This window comes from Rickettsia conorii str. Malish 7, from assembly GCF_000007025.1.
GTDB classification, from domain to species: Bacteria; Pseudomonadota; Alphaproteobacteria; order Rickettsiales; family Rickettsiaceae; genus Rickettsia; species Rickettsia rickettsii.
The window spans coordinates 627,250-642,489 of sequence record NC_003103.1; the positions used below are offsets into that span (position 1 = coordinate 627,250).

Sequence of the window (15,240 nt, forward strand, 5' to 3'; positions counted from 1 at the left end):
GGGAACCACGCAACGTTGCCTTACTTCCGCAGGATAAGACTGTTTGTGCCTTAAGAAAGTATAATATTTGTACAAACTATTTTATATAGCAATCAAGAGTGAGTTGTGTCAAGTCAAAAATCTAAAAAAAAATAAATATTTATATTGAATAAATTATTATTCTCGTGTCTACTTAAGTGAAGATTCTATACACTGAATATGGTGTCATTTTTTCAAAATAAGCATTATAAATCCTACAACCCCATTAGTACCTATAATGAACACGTTTAAAAAAAATAAATTTCAAATCACTATAAACAACAACCATAACAATTTACTTACTCCTTTCGGTAAAGCTATTCTGCGAGATCGATATCTTATGAAAGGTGAGGATTTTCAAGATTTATTTGCAAGAGTTTCTAGTTATTATGCCGAAAATAAACAGCATGCTCAGAAGTTATATGAATATATGAGTAAAATGTGGTTTATGCCAGCAACACCAATCTTAAGTAACGGCGGAACGGATAGGGGACTTCCTATTTCATGCTTCTTGAATGAGACCGATGATAGCTTAGACGATATAGTAAATTTATGGACAGAAAATGTTTGGCTTGCTGCACGCGGTGGCGGGATTGGCAGTTATTGGGGTAATGTTCGTGCTATTAATGAAGGGATTCGTGATAAAGGTCATTCATCTGGTATTATACCGTTTATTAAAGTAATGGATTCTATGACTCTTGCTATTTCGCAAGGTTCTATTAGACGAGGTTCATCGGCTGTATATTTGCCTATTAATCACCCTGAAATTGAAGAATTTATCGATATAAGACGTCCGACAGGTGGGGATGTTAACCGTAAAGCTCTTAATATTCATCACGGTATAGCTATAACCGATGAATTTATGAAAGCAGTTGAAAACAATACGGATTTTGACCTTGTTAGTCCTGCTACCAAAAAAGTCGTAAATAAAGTTAGAGCAAGAGATTTATGGGTTAAGTTATTAACTACTAGAATAGAAACAGGTGAGCCTTACTTGTTATTTATCGATAGTGTTAATAAATCTATCCCTGAGCATCATAAAAAATTAGGGCTTCAAGTTAAAATGTCTAATCTTTGTAGCGAAATTACATTGCCGACGGGAATTGACCATCTAGGCAAGTCAAGAACTGCTGTTTGCTGCCTTTCCTCTTTAAATTTAGAGTATTACGAAGAGTGGAAAGACGATAAAGAGTTTATCCATTCTATTATGTTGTTCCTTGATAATGTTTTAGAAGACTTTATTAATAAAGCACCGGATACTATGGCAAGAGCTAAATATTCGGCTTTACGTGAGCGCAGCGTTGGACTTGGCGTAATGGGCTTCCATTCATTTTTGCAAATGAAAAAAGTACCGATAGAATCGGTTATGGCAAAAGTTTGGAATAAAAAAATATTTGAATATATATCTGCTGAAACTGATAAAGCCTCAATAGAAATCGGTAAAGAAAAAGGAGCATGTCCTGATGCTCTAGATGCAGGAAGTAATGAACGATTTAGCAATAAAACCGCAATAGCACCTACCGCCTCAATTTCGGTAATAGCAGGTAATGCCTCACCCGGAATAGAGCCGTTTGCCGCTAATAGCTTTGTACAAAAGACTTTAACCGGTTCTTTTAACGTGCGTAACAAACATTTAGAAAAGTTATTAGAGGAGAAAGGATTTAATAATGATCAAGTTTGGTCTTCGATTGCAACACATGAAGGATCAGTACAACATTTAACATTTTTATCCGAAGAAGAAAAACAGGTTTTCAAAACCGCTTACGAAATTGATCAGAATTGGCTAATTGAACTGGCAAGCGATCGTACTCCTTACATTACGCAAGCACAATCTTTAAACATCTTTTTACCGGGGAATGTTAGTAAGAAATATTTAAATAATATTCATTTTAAAGCCTGGACAAAAGGGGTAAAAAGTTTATATTACTGTAGATCGACATCAATACAGCGAGCTGATAAGATCTCGCATGACGTATTAAAGGCCGATTTTAAAGATTTAGAGGAACAAAACGATAAGTTAGCAGAAACCGGTAACTACGAAGAATGCTTAGCTTGTCAGTAAGTATAACTATGCAAAGATATTTAGACCCAACAAATGATGTAGCATTTAAAAAATTGTTTACGGATAAAACAAGGTGACTAGGCTTTCTCAATATATTATGAGGTTACTTGAAGAGTTAAGGATTATCAACCTTGAATATATTTCAAACGAACAAGCGCCGGATTTAGGGCAGAATACAAGGAGTATAGTAGACGTAAAAGTTCGAGATAACTCCGGCAATATTTATATTGTTGAGATGCAAGACGGCTATGCCGATGCTTCTTTAGCAAGAGTACCATTTTACAGTTGTATAGCATTTTCTTCGCAATTAAAAAGAGGAAAAGAATATGTTGATCTAGCTCCTGTAGTAATGGTAGTAATTATTTCTGGATTTCAGGCATTGCCCGAGGAAAAAGAATGTATTAGCTATCATCAAACTATTAATGTCGGCAACGGTAAGCATCAACTTAAATGCTTGCGTATTTGTTGAATTAGACAAATTTACCAAAGAAGCAGATGAGTTAGAAAGCTTAGAAGATGATTGGTTATATATGATGGCTAAATTCGATAGAGCAAAAGAACCCCCGCAACATACAAAAGATGAAAATAGCATTATCAGTTTATAAAACTATTGAATAATTTAACTGGAGCGAAGCAGAATATGATAATTATATTAAAGCGATGCTTGCTACTCAAACGGAAGAGTTAAATCAAAAAAGTAAATATAATGAGGGGAAAGCTGAGGGTATTGAAATTGGAGACACTAGAAGAAATACAAAAATAGCAAAAGAAATGTTAGCGGATAATGAGCCGATCGAGAAAATAATTAAATATACTAAGCTTTCAAAAGAAGAAATAGAAAAATTAAAAGAAGAAAAATTATGTCACTACTTGATGCAAGTCCAATTTATAAACCGTTTTCATATCCATGGGCATATGAAGCTTGGCACACTCAACAAAAAATTCATTGGCTACCGGAAGAAGTACCGCTTGCCGACGATGTTAAAGATTGGAAATATAACTTAACTCCAGGGGAAAAACATCTATTAACGCAAATATTTCGTTTTTTTACACAGGCAGATATTGAAGTGAATAATTGCTATATGAAGCATTATTCACGAGTATTTAAACCGACTGAAATATTAATGATGTTATCAGCATTTTCTAATATGGAAACGGTACATATCGCGGCATATTCACATTTACTTGATACGGTAGGTATGCCGGAAGTAGAATATTCAGCATTTCTTAAATATAAGGAAATGAAAGACAAGTATGATTATATGCAGCAATTCGGAGTGGATGCCAAAGAAGATATAGCAACTACACTCGCAGTATTTGGAGCTTTTACTGAAGGATTACAGCTATTTGCTTCTTTTGCGATCATGCTTAATTTCCCTCGTTTTAATAAAATGAAAGGTATGGGACAGATTATTGCTTGGTCAGTGCGTGATGAAACACTTCATACTAACTCAATTATTACTCTGTTTAAGACTTTTGTAAGAGAAAACCCTGAAGTTTGGACAGAAACTTTACGTAAACGTATTTATGAAGCTTGTACGACTATTGTGCATTTTGAAGATGCCTTTATTGAACTTGCTTTTGAAGTTGGCGGTATTGAGGGATTAACGGCATATGAAGTAAGACAATATATTCGTTATATTGCCGACCGTCGTTTAATGCAACTAGGACTCAAAGATGTATATTTGGTAAATCATAACCCCCTTCCTTGGCTTGATGAAATGCTAAACGGAGTCGAACATACGAACTTTTTTGAAAATAGAACAACTGAATATTCAAAAGCAGCGACTACCGGTTCATGGGAAGAAGTATTCACTGAGATGGACGCCACAGCGGAGGCTAAATAATATACTCAGATAGCACTTATGCTGAACATGTTGTGTCGAAGTATACATATTAACAACAACAATAACAAAAAATTAAAAATACCTGATCTTTATTTTTAAAAATTTTTTAAAATAGATTTAGAATATTTAAACATTAGCGAGTGATTTTATGGCTGTTATAAATAATAAAAACTATCAAAAAGTTGTAGAAAAAGTTTTATCTTCTTCTAGAGCTAATAAAGTACTAAAGAGTGCAATTCAGGACTTATCATCTTCAAAGAGTATAAGCTTAAGAACGATATTACTCGGAGCAAGATTTATTTTAACTAATCCTGTAAATACTTATAATCTTGTTAAGCTTGCTAACTCTTCTAAGATATATCTTGATCCGGAATTTCAAAAATCACTTCTTAAAAAATCTCCAATATGGGAATTTTTAAAAAAACATTCGGATGATTTGCCTAAAATAGGTCAAATCTTAGCAAATGCGGGCTTTAGAGAATTTCAAGATAAGAGTGCTTTAGATGAAAAGGGACTCGAAATACTAAAAGAATGTTTTAAAAATGAACAAGTACTTAAAAAACTTCAAGAAATTGCAGTTGAAGTAAAGCAAGAGCTACCGGACTGGAATAAAGTGACTTCTAGAACTTTAGATATGCTGGTTACCGATAAAAACTTCCAAAAATTCTTTAACGAAAAGAGTGAAGATATTACGAAATACATACGTACAGGAGCAACTGAAATACTTCCAAGCGATTATATAAAAACTTTTGATGATATATTACAAAAACCCGAAAAGAAAAATTTATTAAAAATATTTAATGAACATCCTGATTTTAAGCAAGAACTGGCTAAAAATATAAACAATCCTAATACTCTAAAAAGATTTAATAAGTTATCTCCTGAAAAACAAATAATTATTGAAAATTTCTTAGAAGAAGCAAAAGAACAAGCTAAACCTTTCTTAAAAGAATATTTTGAAACCTACAAAATTGATCTTAAAATTTTAGATATTATTCCTACTTTATTAAATAAAATGCCTGAGACAAAAGAGATTTTTGATACTCTTAATGCTCCAAATCAAGGTGTAATGATATCTCTTGAGAAATCCTTAGAAATGGTAGCTGGTGATGATAAATTAAAAAGTTTTTTTGCTAATAATAAAACAATCTTACCAAATATTGCTTTAGGTATTATTGAAAATACTCCTAGCGTACAAAGCGTAACAAAAGAATATAATTTTGATAAACAAATGCTTAGTATTGTAGGCGAAGTTATGTCAAAACCGGAAGTTGCTCATGAGATTATTGCAGACTTAAATAAAGGCGATTATATGAGTTTAACCGGTAATATAATCTCCGCCCTTAATGATCCTTCATTTAAATTAAAAGATATATTAGTAGAGCAAAGTAAAGGAGGTCTATTTGATAATTTAATTACAGGAGTTTTAGAACAAGATGCAAAAAATAGCCAAACTATAAAACAACAACTTATAAATTATGGTCTGGAAGCGAATGATGTTACAAAGCTAACGAGCATAATGCCTATATTACTTGATCAATCTGAATCATTAAAAAAGGTTTTTAGAGATTTTATTCAAGGTGATTATACGGGAATGGCAAAAGAGTTAATAGCTTTAACTAAAGACAATCCTGAAATTAAAAAATATTTAAACAATAATAGAGAAATATTTGCAAGTATTTTAGATAAAACTTTAGTAGAAATACCAGGTATAAATAACCTTGATAAGAAAGAATTATATAATGTACTTCCATCAATGTTAAACCATCCTAATGAATTAGTTAAAGTTATAGAAGAGGTTGAAAAAAGTAATTATCGTGAGGCTGCTAGTGCTATATATACTCTAGCTCAAAAAACAAATTATTTGGAAGGGCAATTGCCGAATATGATAAAAGCAGGTTTTAGCTATGCTACTGAAAAACTAAAAGACGTATTTAGTCCATCACAAGATTTTAAAGATAAAACTATAGATGCAATTACTATTAGAAATAATTTACATAAAATACAAAATGGAAAATTCAGCTTAGAGGGCGCTATATTAGTAGGTGATTTATCTAATATCGACTTCTCAGGCGTATCATTAAAAAATGCAGATTTAACTAAAGTCACTTCTTTAAAAGATTGTAATTTTAAAAATATTAATTTAGCAGAGGCTAAATTACCTGATAATTTAATGCTACTTACTGATACTTACAATCTTGATAAGGCTATCCCTCCTTTAGTACCTAAACTAATTAAAGAACAACAAGCAAAATTAATTGATAAGGCAATTGATAAATTATTTTTACAAATACAAGCTGAAGGAAAAAGAAATGTACTTAGTAAAAAAAATTTTGCTCAACAAGTAAAAAGATTATATGAAGAAAATCAAACGATTAAAGACTATATTATAGAAAAACTAAATTCACTACCTATGAATATGGTTACTAACCTAGCTACTCCTAGAACAAATCAATATAAACATATTACAAATCATGTAAATTCTCCATTACAAATATTGAACCCTTTATATGAAAATATTGCAAATAAACAAAATATTAAGAGTAATTTATTGGCAAATATTTTAAGCGAGAAAATATCACAAAAACTTTTTGATAAAGGTGATAATAGAGGTGAAGATTTTTACATGATAAATCAGATGCTAAAACCTATCGTTTCTGAATATTCTAAAGAAAATCCTGATAATATAAATAATTTTTTAGAGCCAAAAAATCTAGAAAAGTTAGCAAGTAATATTGCCTCTACTTTATATTCTAAATCTAAATATACTGGGGTAGGCACTATTACCGGTGGAATTTATTTACCAAAAGAAATCTTCAATGAACAGTTAAAAGATAACTTTAAAAATGAGTTCAAAAATATTAATAAATTAAATGTTTTAAAAGAAGCAACAAATATAGTTTCAAATTTAGATAGTAACGTGCATGTAGTAGATAATCACGATAAATCACATACTTACGCATCATTACCTACAAAAAGTAAACAAATACACAGATAACTCCATAAATCTTAGATCAAATTGATTTAATTACCATATTATGTAATATAAATTAAAATATTTAAGTAGTGCTTAATTTATTTCTTTGAATCAATTTTAAGATAATTTAATGTTTATGTAATTAAATATATTTCATTATTTTTACGGCAGTTACAAATTCCATTAAAGATATTAAATTAAAGAATTTTAATAAAACTGTTAAAAGGACATTATCTTCTACTGATGCAGAAAGGCATTGACAAGCTTTATTTATGACCTTGCATCTCTAAAGAAAAAATATTACCAGTTAGTATAGGAGCATTATTAAAAGGTACGAAGTTTGCCTTCACTAATCCCGTAAATAGTTATAATCTTGTTAAACTTGCAAGCTCCTCTGATAGATTCAAAGTTTCAAAAATCTGTTCTTGAAAAATCCGAAATATAGGATTTGCTAAAAAAGCATGCCGATGATTTACCAAAAATAGGACAAATCTTAGCAAAAGCAGGTTTTAGAGAATTTCAAGATAAGAGTGCTTTCGATGAAAAGGGACTCGAAATACTAAAAGAATGTTTTAAAAATGATGCTTTACTTAAAAGCCTTCAAGAAATTGCACTTAAGATAAAGCAAGAAGTACCGGACTATAATAAAGTAACTTCTAAAACATTAGGAATGTTATCCACGGATAAAAATTGCTGAAAATTTTTTAATGAAAAAAGTAACGATATTGCGAATTACATAACTGAAATACTTCCAAGCGACTATATCAAAGCTTTTGATATTACAAAAACCTCAAAGTAAATGACACATATGCAAAAGTTATAAAAATATTTAATGAACATCCTGAGTTTAAACAAGAGCTGGCTGAAAATATAAACAATCCTAATGCTCTAAAAAGGTTTAATAAATTATCTCCTGAAAAATAAATAATTATAGAAGGTTTCTTAATAGAAACTAAAGAACAAGCTAAACCTTTCTTAAAAGAATATTTTGAAAGCTATAAAGTTGATGTAGATACTATTCCTACTTTATTAAATAAAATGCCTGAAACAACAGAGATTTTTGATACTCTGAATGCAAATCAAGGAGTAATGGTGGCTCGCGAGAAATCTTTAGAAATGGTAGCGGGTGACGATAAATTAAAAAGTTTTTTTGCTGATAATAAAACAGTCTTACCAGATATTGCCGTAGCTATTATTGAAAATACTCCGAATATACAAAGCATAACGCAAGAATATAATTTCGATAAATAAATGCTTAGTATAGTAGGTGAAGTTATGTCAAAACCGGAAATTGCACATGCTATTATTACAGATATAAATAAAGGCGATGATATGACCGTAACAAGCCGTGTAATTACTGCTTTTAACGAACCTTCATTTAAGTTAAAATATATTAGTAGAGCAAAGTAAAGAGGGGTTATTCGATAATTTAATTAAAGGCATTTTAGAGCAAGATGAAAAAAATAGCTACACTATAAACAGCAGCTTGAAAATTATGGACTAGAAACAAAAGATACTACAAAACTTACGAATGTAATGCCTATATTACTTGATAATCCTGAATAATTAAAAAAGGTTTTTGATGGATTTGTTAAAGGTGATTTGTTAAAGGTGATTATACGGGAATAGCTAAAGAATTGGTAATGTTAACTAAAGATAATCCCGAGATCAAAAAATATTTAAACGATAATAAGGAAATATTTACAGGTATTTTAGATAAAACTTTAAAAGATGTACCCGGTATAAATAAGCTCGATAAGCAAGAATTATAATGTTGCTACTAGTATAGGTACGTTTAGTTTGGAAAGAAGGACAAGCACTGAATATTATTAAACAAATACTAAATGTTGTTAAAGCGGGAGTTGGTTATTTTAATCAAAAATCTGATAAGAAACCAGAATTAGAAAATAAAGTTCCGGCTGATGTATTAAAAGAAGCACAAAGTATCGTCTCAAATTTAAATAGTAAGATTAATATTGTAGGACCTAAGACAAATACACTTTCCATTACTCCTATTTCCAATAATAAAAAGAAAGAAGCAATACGTAGATAAGCTATATAATTTTAAAAGGGTTTTTTAAAGTTTGAGTAAATTCTTCTTGGTTAGCATATTCCAATGTTATTTTATCTTGTATCTGATTTTTAAACCAAGTAACTTGTCTTTTAGCATACTGACGGGTTCGTATTTGAGCTGCATTTAAAGCCTCATCTAAAGTGAGATTGCCGTTTAAATAAGCTAAAATTTCTTTTATCCCTACAGCTTTCAAATTTGTATAATCTTTAGGAGCAAATTGCTTTTTTATTAAAGCTATTTCGTCAATTGCCCCTTCTTTAAATATCTTATCTAAACGCTCATCACATGTTTTATATAAAAACTTTCGCTCAGGATTTAAGAAAATAATTTTGAAATTAAAATCAGATAAGATTTGTTCTTTTGGCAAAGTTTGAAAAGAAAAAATAGATTTACCGGTTTGCATGAATACTTCATAAGCTCTAATTAAACGCTGAGTATCATTTTGGTTTATTTTAGAAGCAGCAAGCGGGTCAAACTTTTCTAATTTACTCCATAATTCTATATTGCCTATTTTAACATGTAAATTTCTTACCTGTTCTTGTAAATCTTCTGATATATCAGGAATATTATTATAGCCAAAAACTAAAGAATTAATATATAAACCCGTTCCACCTATTAATATAGGTAGCTTACCCCTGTCGGTTATTTCTTTTATTTTTTCTGTCGCAAGTTTTAGATATTTTATTACCGAGAAATCTTCTGTCATTGATAAGAAGTTATATAAGTGATACAAGATTTCAGTTTTGTAGCTTTTCGGAGGGGAGGCGGTAATAATAGGAATTTCCTTATAAACCTGCATTGAGTCGATATTAATGATTTCGCCGTTATAAGCTTTAGCCAGTTCATGACCTAAATAAGACTTCCCGCTAGCAGTCGGCCCGCATAATATAATTATACTCTTCTGCTTTGAAGAATTGTTTCTGCAACACTTCGGATCACCTATTAAATATAGGCTTTGCATACTCGCTCCTCGTTTTACATTCCCATTCTCCAAATCATTTGAGTATATTTCTTTCTTTGTCACTTGTTTAACTAATAAATACAAACTTGTATCGTCATTGCAAGCCAGCATTTATGCTGGCGTGGCAAGCTCAGGAGTTTTTTTATATTATCTTATGAGATTGCCGCGTCGTTGCTAACGCAACTCCTCGCAATGACGGAAAAACCTATCCATGTAACAACGCCTAGCAGGAATGACCTCATACCCTTAAACGGTTTCATTAGTATTTCCTAAAGTGTCAGTATTAGCATTACTATCTGCTGGTCCACTAAATGTTATTGTACCAAGTTTGTTGTCATAACTAATAGTTGGACCACTAAATAAGCCTGCATCACTGTAGTTAATGGTCAGACTATTTAAACCGTTAGATGCGGCTACGTCACTTTTAAGAGGATTATCAGTAGGCTCAAGGTCTTTATGTTTTATTACTAATGGTGCCTCAATGTTAATATTTAATGTATTTACACCTTATTGGCGTTATTGTAACTAATTTAGTATCAACAAATATTATTTTTCTTTATATTAATTTAATGTAAGAAAAATATATAAAATAATATTTTAGAAAGCAATAATGTTTTAATAATTAATTAATAACCCGTATTTTTCAAGATATTTATTAATTATAGTGATTATTTCCTCTAAACCATTCTTACTATCTGATTCAGCCCTTGCAACTATAATAGATTCGGTATTAGAGCTACGCAAGAGCCACCAACCATGTGCAGTATTTACTCGTACACCGTCTATATCATTAAACTCTATTTTCTCTTCTAATGATTTTTCTTTAATCTCTTTAATAATTTGTAATTTTAACTCTGAAGGAACAAAAATTTTAATTTCCGGTGTACTATAGCTTTTCGGTACATCCTCTATTATCTCATCTAGAGTTTTACTTGATCTACTAAGTAAATCTAAAAATCTAAGAGCTGCATAAATTGCATCGTCAAAACCAAAATATTTATCGGCAAAGAATATATGCCCGCTCATTTCGCCAGCGAGTAAAGCCTTTGTCTCAAGCATTTTGCTTTTAATAAAAGGATGACCTGTTCGCCATATTATAGGATGTCCTCCATATGATTTTATTTTAGTGACTATAAATTGACTGACTTTTACATCAACTATTATAGTTGCGTTTGGATTTTCCTTTAAAATATCCTCAGCAAAAATGCATAAAATTTGATCACCTAATAATATTTTACCGCTTGAGCTTATAATGCCGATTCTATCACCGTCACCGTCAAAAGCTATACCAAGGTCACAATCTTGTTCTTTAACCACTTTTATTAACTCCTGCAAATTAGCAGGATTTGTAGGATCAGGATGATGGCTTGGAAAATTCCCGTCAATCTTACTATGTATGATTATATTCTTGTTTGAGAGATGCTTTTTAAGTTCTTCAACAATATCGCCGGTTGCTCCATTGCCACAATCCCAAGCCACTTTTAATTTTGGATTAATGTTTATTCCATCTAAAATACGTTTTAGGTATTTAGATTGTATATTATGGATTCCTGCTTTCGCAGGAATGACATAAGGGGATGCTGGTGTGGTATTGGAGTAGTTATCCAAAATCTTAGTCAATAACTCCTGTATCTGATCACCGAAAAAAGGTTTACCGTTTTGTAGTATTTTAAAGCCGTTATCGTCACGAGGATTGTGTGACCCCGTGACCATAATACTACCGGCGGGCGTAAAGTGTTTATCGGCAAAATATAAAACTGGTGTTGGAACTACGCCAATATTTATGATTTCAGCCCCTGCATTAGTTAATCCTAGTTCTAAAGCTTTACAAAGGGTAGGGGAGCTAAGCCGACCGTCTAAACCGACACAGATTTTATCGTTATCTTTCGTTATAGTCATCTCGGCAAAACCAAAGCCGATTTTATAAGCTACTTCTTCCGTTAAATCTTTAAGGCTATTGCCTCTTATATCATAAGCCCTAAAAATTTCTTTGTTAATTTGCATAGAAAACTGTTTTGAATATTATTACATGGCTCTTATGTCATTCCTACAAAAGAGCCTTGTTGCATGCTCGGAAAACCTACTCGATGTTATCCCCGCGTAGGCGGGAATGACATAAAACAATCCATGCAACAACACCTGCAAGTCGCTCGCAATGACGAGTTTGCATAGTCTAGAAACTAAAGCTCTCACCTAAATACACTTCCTTAACTTTCTTGCTATTTGCTATTTCCTTAGCGCTTCCTTCTAATAATACTTTACCTTCAAAAATAACATAAGCACGGTCGACTATATCTAGAGTATCACGTACATTATGGTCGGTAATTAATATACCTATATTAAATTCACGTAAATAAGTAATTAGATTTTTAATATCGGAAATAGCAAGCGGGTCAATACCGGCAAGCGGTTCATCAAGCATGATAAATTTAGGCTCTATTGCAAGTGCACGTGCAATCTCAAGCCTACGCCTTTCACCGCCTGATAAGCTAGCAGCGGATAAATCTTTTAAATGCACTATCGAAAACTTCTCTAACAAATTATGGGTTTTTTGTTCAATTACTTCTTTATCATTGTTAGATATCTCAACTACAGCCTTAATATTATCTTCAACCGACAATTCCCGAAATATCGAAGGTTCTTGAAGAAGATAACCGAGTCCAAGCCTTGCTCGTAAATAAATAGGCAAGTTGGTAATATTTATATCATTTAAAAGTAATTGCCCTGAGTCCAGTTTCATTAAACCGATAATAATGTTAAAGCAAGTTGTTTTACCGGCTCCATTCGGACCGAATAAACCAACTATCTCTCCTTGTTTTATATTCAGAGATATATCAGTTAATATATTCCTTTTTTTGTAGGATTTTGATATATTTTTAACGTGTAAGCTGTCCATCTTTTTTATTTGTTAAGATTTTGTTGCGTGGATTAATTTTCAACGTCATTGCAAAAAAATTACGTAAGTAATTGACGAAGCAATCCAGTTAAAAATATTAATCTTTAGCATTTTTTTAATTATTTTCTGGATTGTCACACTTCTTGCAATCGCTTGCTGCAATGACGTACCAACGGTAAATAGCTCTATTTTTTAATAATATCTACATAGTAGATTAGTTTATTAGTTTTTAAAACATTATCGTCACGCTGTAATATTACATTACCAAGTAGAATAAGTTGTTTATTATCGCAAAAATATTTAGCACTATCTGCAAGTAATAATTCATTATTTATTTTTCTTTCTACAGTCAATTTAGTAGGGACAACTATATGATCAATAGTTTGCTTTTCATCTATTGTTTTATAAAAAATATATAATTCTTTCGTTCTAAGTATCGCATTATCGAAGTAAACAATAACATTTCCAAGATATGCTGCTTTTTGTTTGGTTCTATCAATAATTAAACTATCAGATGTGATATGTAAATTTGAAATATTTTTATCATTAGCATATATTATAGTACTAATTATAAGAAGTAAAACAAGTTTAATAATAGACATCTTTCCAAACTTCGCTTCTAGAGGTAATTTAGACGTCGAATCGGTACTCGTATCCTCAAGTACTTCTTTGTACGCTGCGGTGCTACATTCTATGTCTCCTTTAAATTCCTCTCTATAAGCTGGTTTGGCAAGATGTCTAATCCGATAAATCGATGATTGTAGAGACATTGCCTTTAAAAATTATAATATTATTTTCATCTTTTGTATTAAAACTATCCGAAGTAATTGAAGAGTTTTTGTAAAGTAACTTAGCAGGGGAATGACCGGTTATATTCTTATTTACTAAATCAATCCTTGCATCGTTAGTGTTAAATATGATCTCATCAAAAAAAAGTTTTACATCGTTTTTTAAATCTAATATGCTTGATTCTTCATCTAAAAAGCCTTCTTTCGCATTGATAATAAGAGTTTGGTCTTGATTTACGTTATAAATAGCATTTATTATATCTAGTTTATATTTGTTATTCGACTCTTTTATAGCTCGTTCAGTTTTAATCTTATACGCATTTAAATTTTTATTTACTCCTTCAAAAATTGAATCTTTCAATATAATATTATACTTTAAATCAAAATTTTTATTGTCTTTTAAACTTTTTTTTGTAACGTTAATATCGTTTTTTTCATTAATATAACCGCTTTTAATTAATATATACCCTATATATAAAATTCCAACTGTTATTAAAAGATATACAGATTTCCAAATTTTTTTTCGCAGTTTATAAGAAGAGGGCATAGATTTTAGCTAACCCCTATGCGTAGTAAATCATGAATATGAATAATGCCTATAATAATATTATCATCAACAATCGGTATATTAGTGATATTCTTGGCTTTCATTAAATTTAAAGCCTCTTTTGCAAATATTTCCGATGAGATATGAATAGGGTTTTTGGTCATAATGCTTGATGCTGTTTTTAAGTGGATTTGATCGTTAATATGACGACGTAAATCCCCATCAGTTATAATTCCCACCAAATTTTGGTTTTTATCTGTTACAAGCGTACAACCTAAACGTTTTTTACTCATAATAATTATAGTTTTGGCAAAGGAAGTATCTTCATATACTAAAGGTATTTCATCACCGCTACGCATTAGGTGTTTAATTTTTGTTAAATTAGCGCCGATTGTACCTCCCGGATGATAAATTTTAAAATCATCTTTAGTAAAGCCTCGTTTTTCATGTATAACAGTCATTAAAGCATCACCAAGTGATAGCATGATTAAAGATGATATAGTAGGAACTTCAATTACAGAAGCTTCTGGGTATTCAGGTACTATTAATAAAAAATCACTTCTTTTAGCTAAAGTAGAATTTTTATTCATTGTCATTGCAGCAATTTTTATGGAAGAGTTCTTGCAATATTCAATTATATTAAATAGTTCTTTAGTTTCGCCGGAATTAGATAACATAATTACTAGATCATTTCTCGTCACCATACCTAAATCGCCGTGACTTGCTTCTGCCGGATGTAAATAAAAAGCAGGCATACCGGTTGAAGAAAAGCTAGCAGCTATTTTTCTTGCAATATAACCGCTTTTGCCTATGCCGGTTAGGATTATCCGTCCTTTGAAAGATAATAAAAATTCTATAATTCTGTTAAAGTCTTCAGGGATATTTTCGGATAATTTTTCTAAAGCACTTGCTTCACTAGAAATAACCCTCTTTGCGATGATTCGGTAATTATTTGTGTTGGTCATTTATTTACTCATTGTCATACCGTGGCTTGTCCACAGTATCCAGCAAATTATTAGTATTATGAGCTATTTTTGTGGATACCCGAACCGTCATTGCGAGCAGCCGTA

At 31.1% G+C, this 15,240-nt stretch carries 11 protein-coding genes and 2 pseudogenes; 6 read left to right on the forward strand and 7 right to left on the reverse strand.

What is annotated here, in order from left to right:
- Nucleotides 1-256 precede the first annotated feature (256 nt).
- The 6 genes and pseudogenes from RC_RS03265 to RC_RS10275 all read left to right on the forward strand — a co-directional run.
- Entirely contained in the window at nt 257-2,080 is a 1,824-nt protein-coding gene (locus RC_RS03265; RefSeq protein WP_010977274.1) for a ribonucleoside-diphosphate reductase subunit alpha, read from the forward strand.
- 73 nt (nt 2,081-2,153) lie between these two features.
- Entirely contained in the window at nt 2,154-2,549 is a 396-nt protein-coding gene (locus RC_RS09870) for a PD-(D/E)XK nuclease family transposase (RefSeq protein WP_010977275.1), read from the forward strand.
- On the forward strand, nt 2,503-2,685 hold the full coding sequence (locus RC_RS10270; RefSeq protein WP_010977276.1) for a hypothetical protein: 183 nt from the start codon (nt 2,503-2,505) through the stop codon (nt 2,683-2,685). The genes RC_RS09870 and RC_RS10270 overlap by 47 nt, the downstream gene beginning before the upstream one ends.
- Before the next feature lie 255 nt (nt 2,686-2,940).
- Nucleotides 2,941-3,927, forward strand: coding sequence for a ribonucleotide-diphosphate reductase subunit beta (locus RC_RS03280; RefSeq protein ID WP_004995690.1), 987 nt, complete (start codon nt 2,941-2,943; stop codon nt 3,925-3,927).
- 148 nt (nt 3,928-4,075) lie between these two features.
- Entirely contained in the window at nt 4,076-6,925 is a 2,850-nt protein-coding gene (locus RC_RS03285) for a pentapeptide repeat-containing protein (RefSeq protein WP_010977278.1), read from the forward strand.
- 161 nt (nt 6,926-7,086) lie between these two features.
- Nucleotides 7,087-8,673, forward strand: a pseudogene (locus RC_RS10275) (hypothetical protein); the annotation flags it as partial.
- Nucleotides 8,674-8,958: 285 nt separating this feature from the next.
- On the opposite strand, the gene miaA reads toward RC_RS10275, so the two are convergent.
- The 7 genes and pseudogenes from miaA to RC_RS03330 form a co-directional block, all read right to left on the reverse strand.
- Entirely contained in the window at nt 8,959-10,050 is a 1,092-nt protein-coding gene (gene miaA / locus RC_RS03305) for a tRNA (adenosine(37)-N6)-dimethylallyltransferase MiaA (protein ID WP_010977282.1), read from the reverse strand.
- Between the two features lie 135 nt (nt 10,051-10,185).
- Nucleotides 10,186-10,489: pseudogene (locus RC_RS11010) on the reverse strand (hypothetical protein).
- A gap of 65 nt (nt 10,490-10,554) precedes the next feature.
- The gene (locus RC_RS03310; RefSeq protein ID WP_010977283.1) at nt 10,555-11,943 is read right to left on the reverse strand and encodes a phosphomannomutase/phosphoglucomutase; all 1,389 of its coding nucleotides are present in this window, start codon (nt 11,941-11,943) and stop codon (nt 10,555-10,557) included.
- 169 nt (nt 11,944-12,112) lie between these two features.
- Nucleotides 12,113-12,835 (reverse strand): LPS export ABC transporter ATP-binding protein, encoded by a 723-nt coding sequence (gene lptB, locus RC_RS03315; RefSeq protein WP_004995684.1) that lies wholly within the window; start codon nt 12,833-12,835, stop codon nt 12,113-12,115.
- 185 nt (nt 12,836-13,020) lie between these two features.
- The gene (locus RC_RS03320; protein WP_410003122.1) at nt 13,021-13,437 is read right to left on the reverse strand and encodes an LptA/OstA family protein; all 417 of its coding nucleotides are present in this window, start codon (nt 13,435-13,437) and stop codon (nt 13,021-13,023) included.
- 136 nt (nt 13,438-13,573) lie between these two features.
- Nucleotides 13,574-14,170, reverse strand: coding sequence for an LPS export ABC transporter periplasmic protein LptC (gene lptC / locus RC_RS03325; RefSeq protein WP_010977285.1), 597 nt, complete (start codon nt 14,168-14,170; stop codon nt 13,574-13,576).
- Nucleotides 14,171-14,175: 5 nt separating this feature from the next.
- Nucleotides 14,176-15,135: a KpsF/GutQ family sugar-phosphate isomerase gene (locus RC_RS03330; protein WP_010977286.1), complete on the reverse strand. Its 960-nt coding sequence runs from the start codon at nt 15,133-15,135 to the stop codon at nt 14,176-14,178.
- Nucleotides 15,136-15,240: the final 105 nt, after the last annotated feature.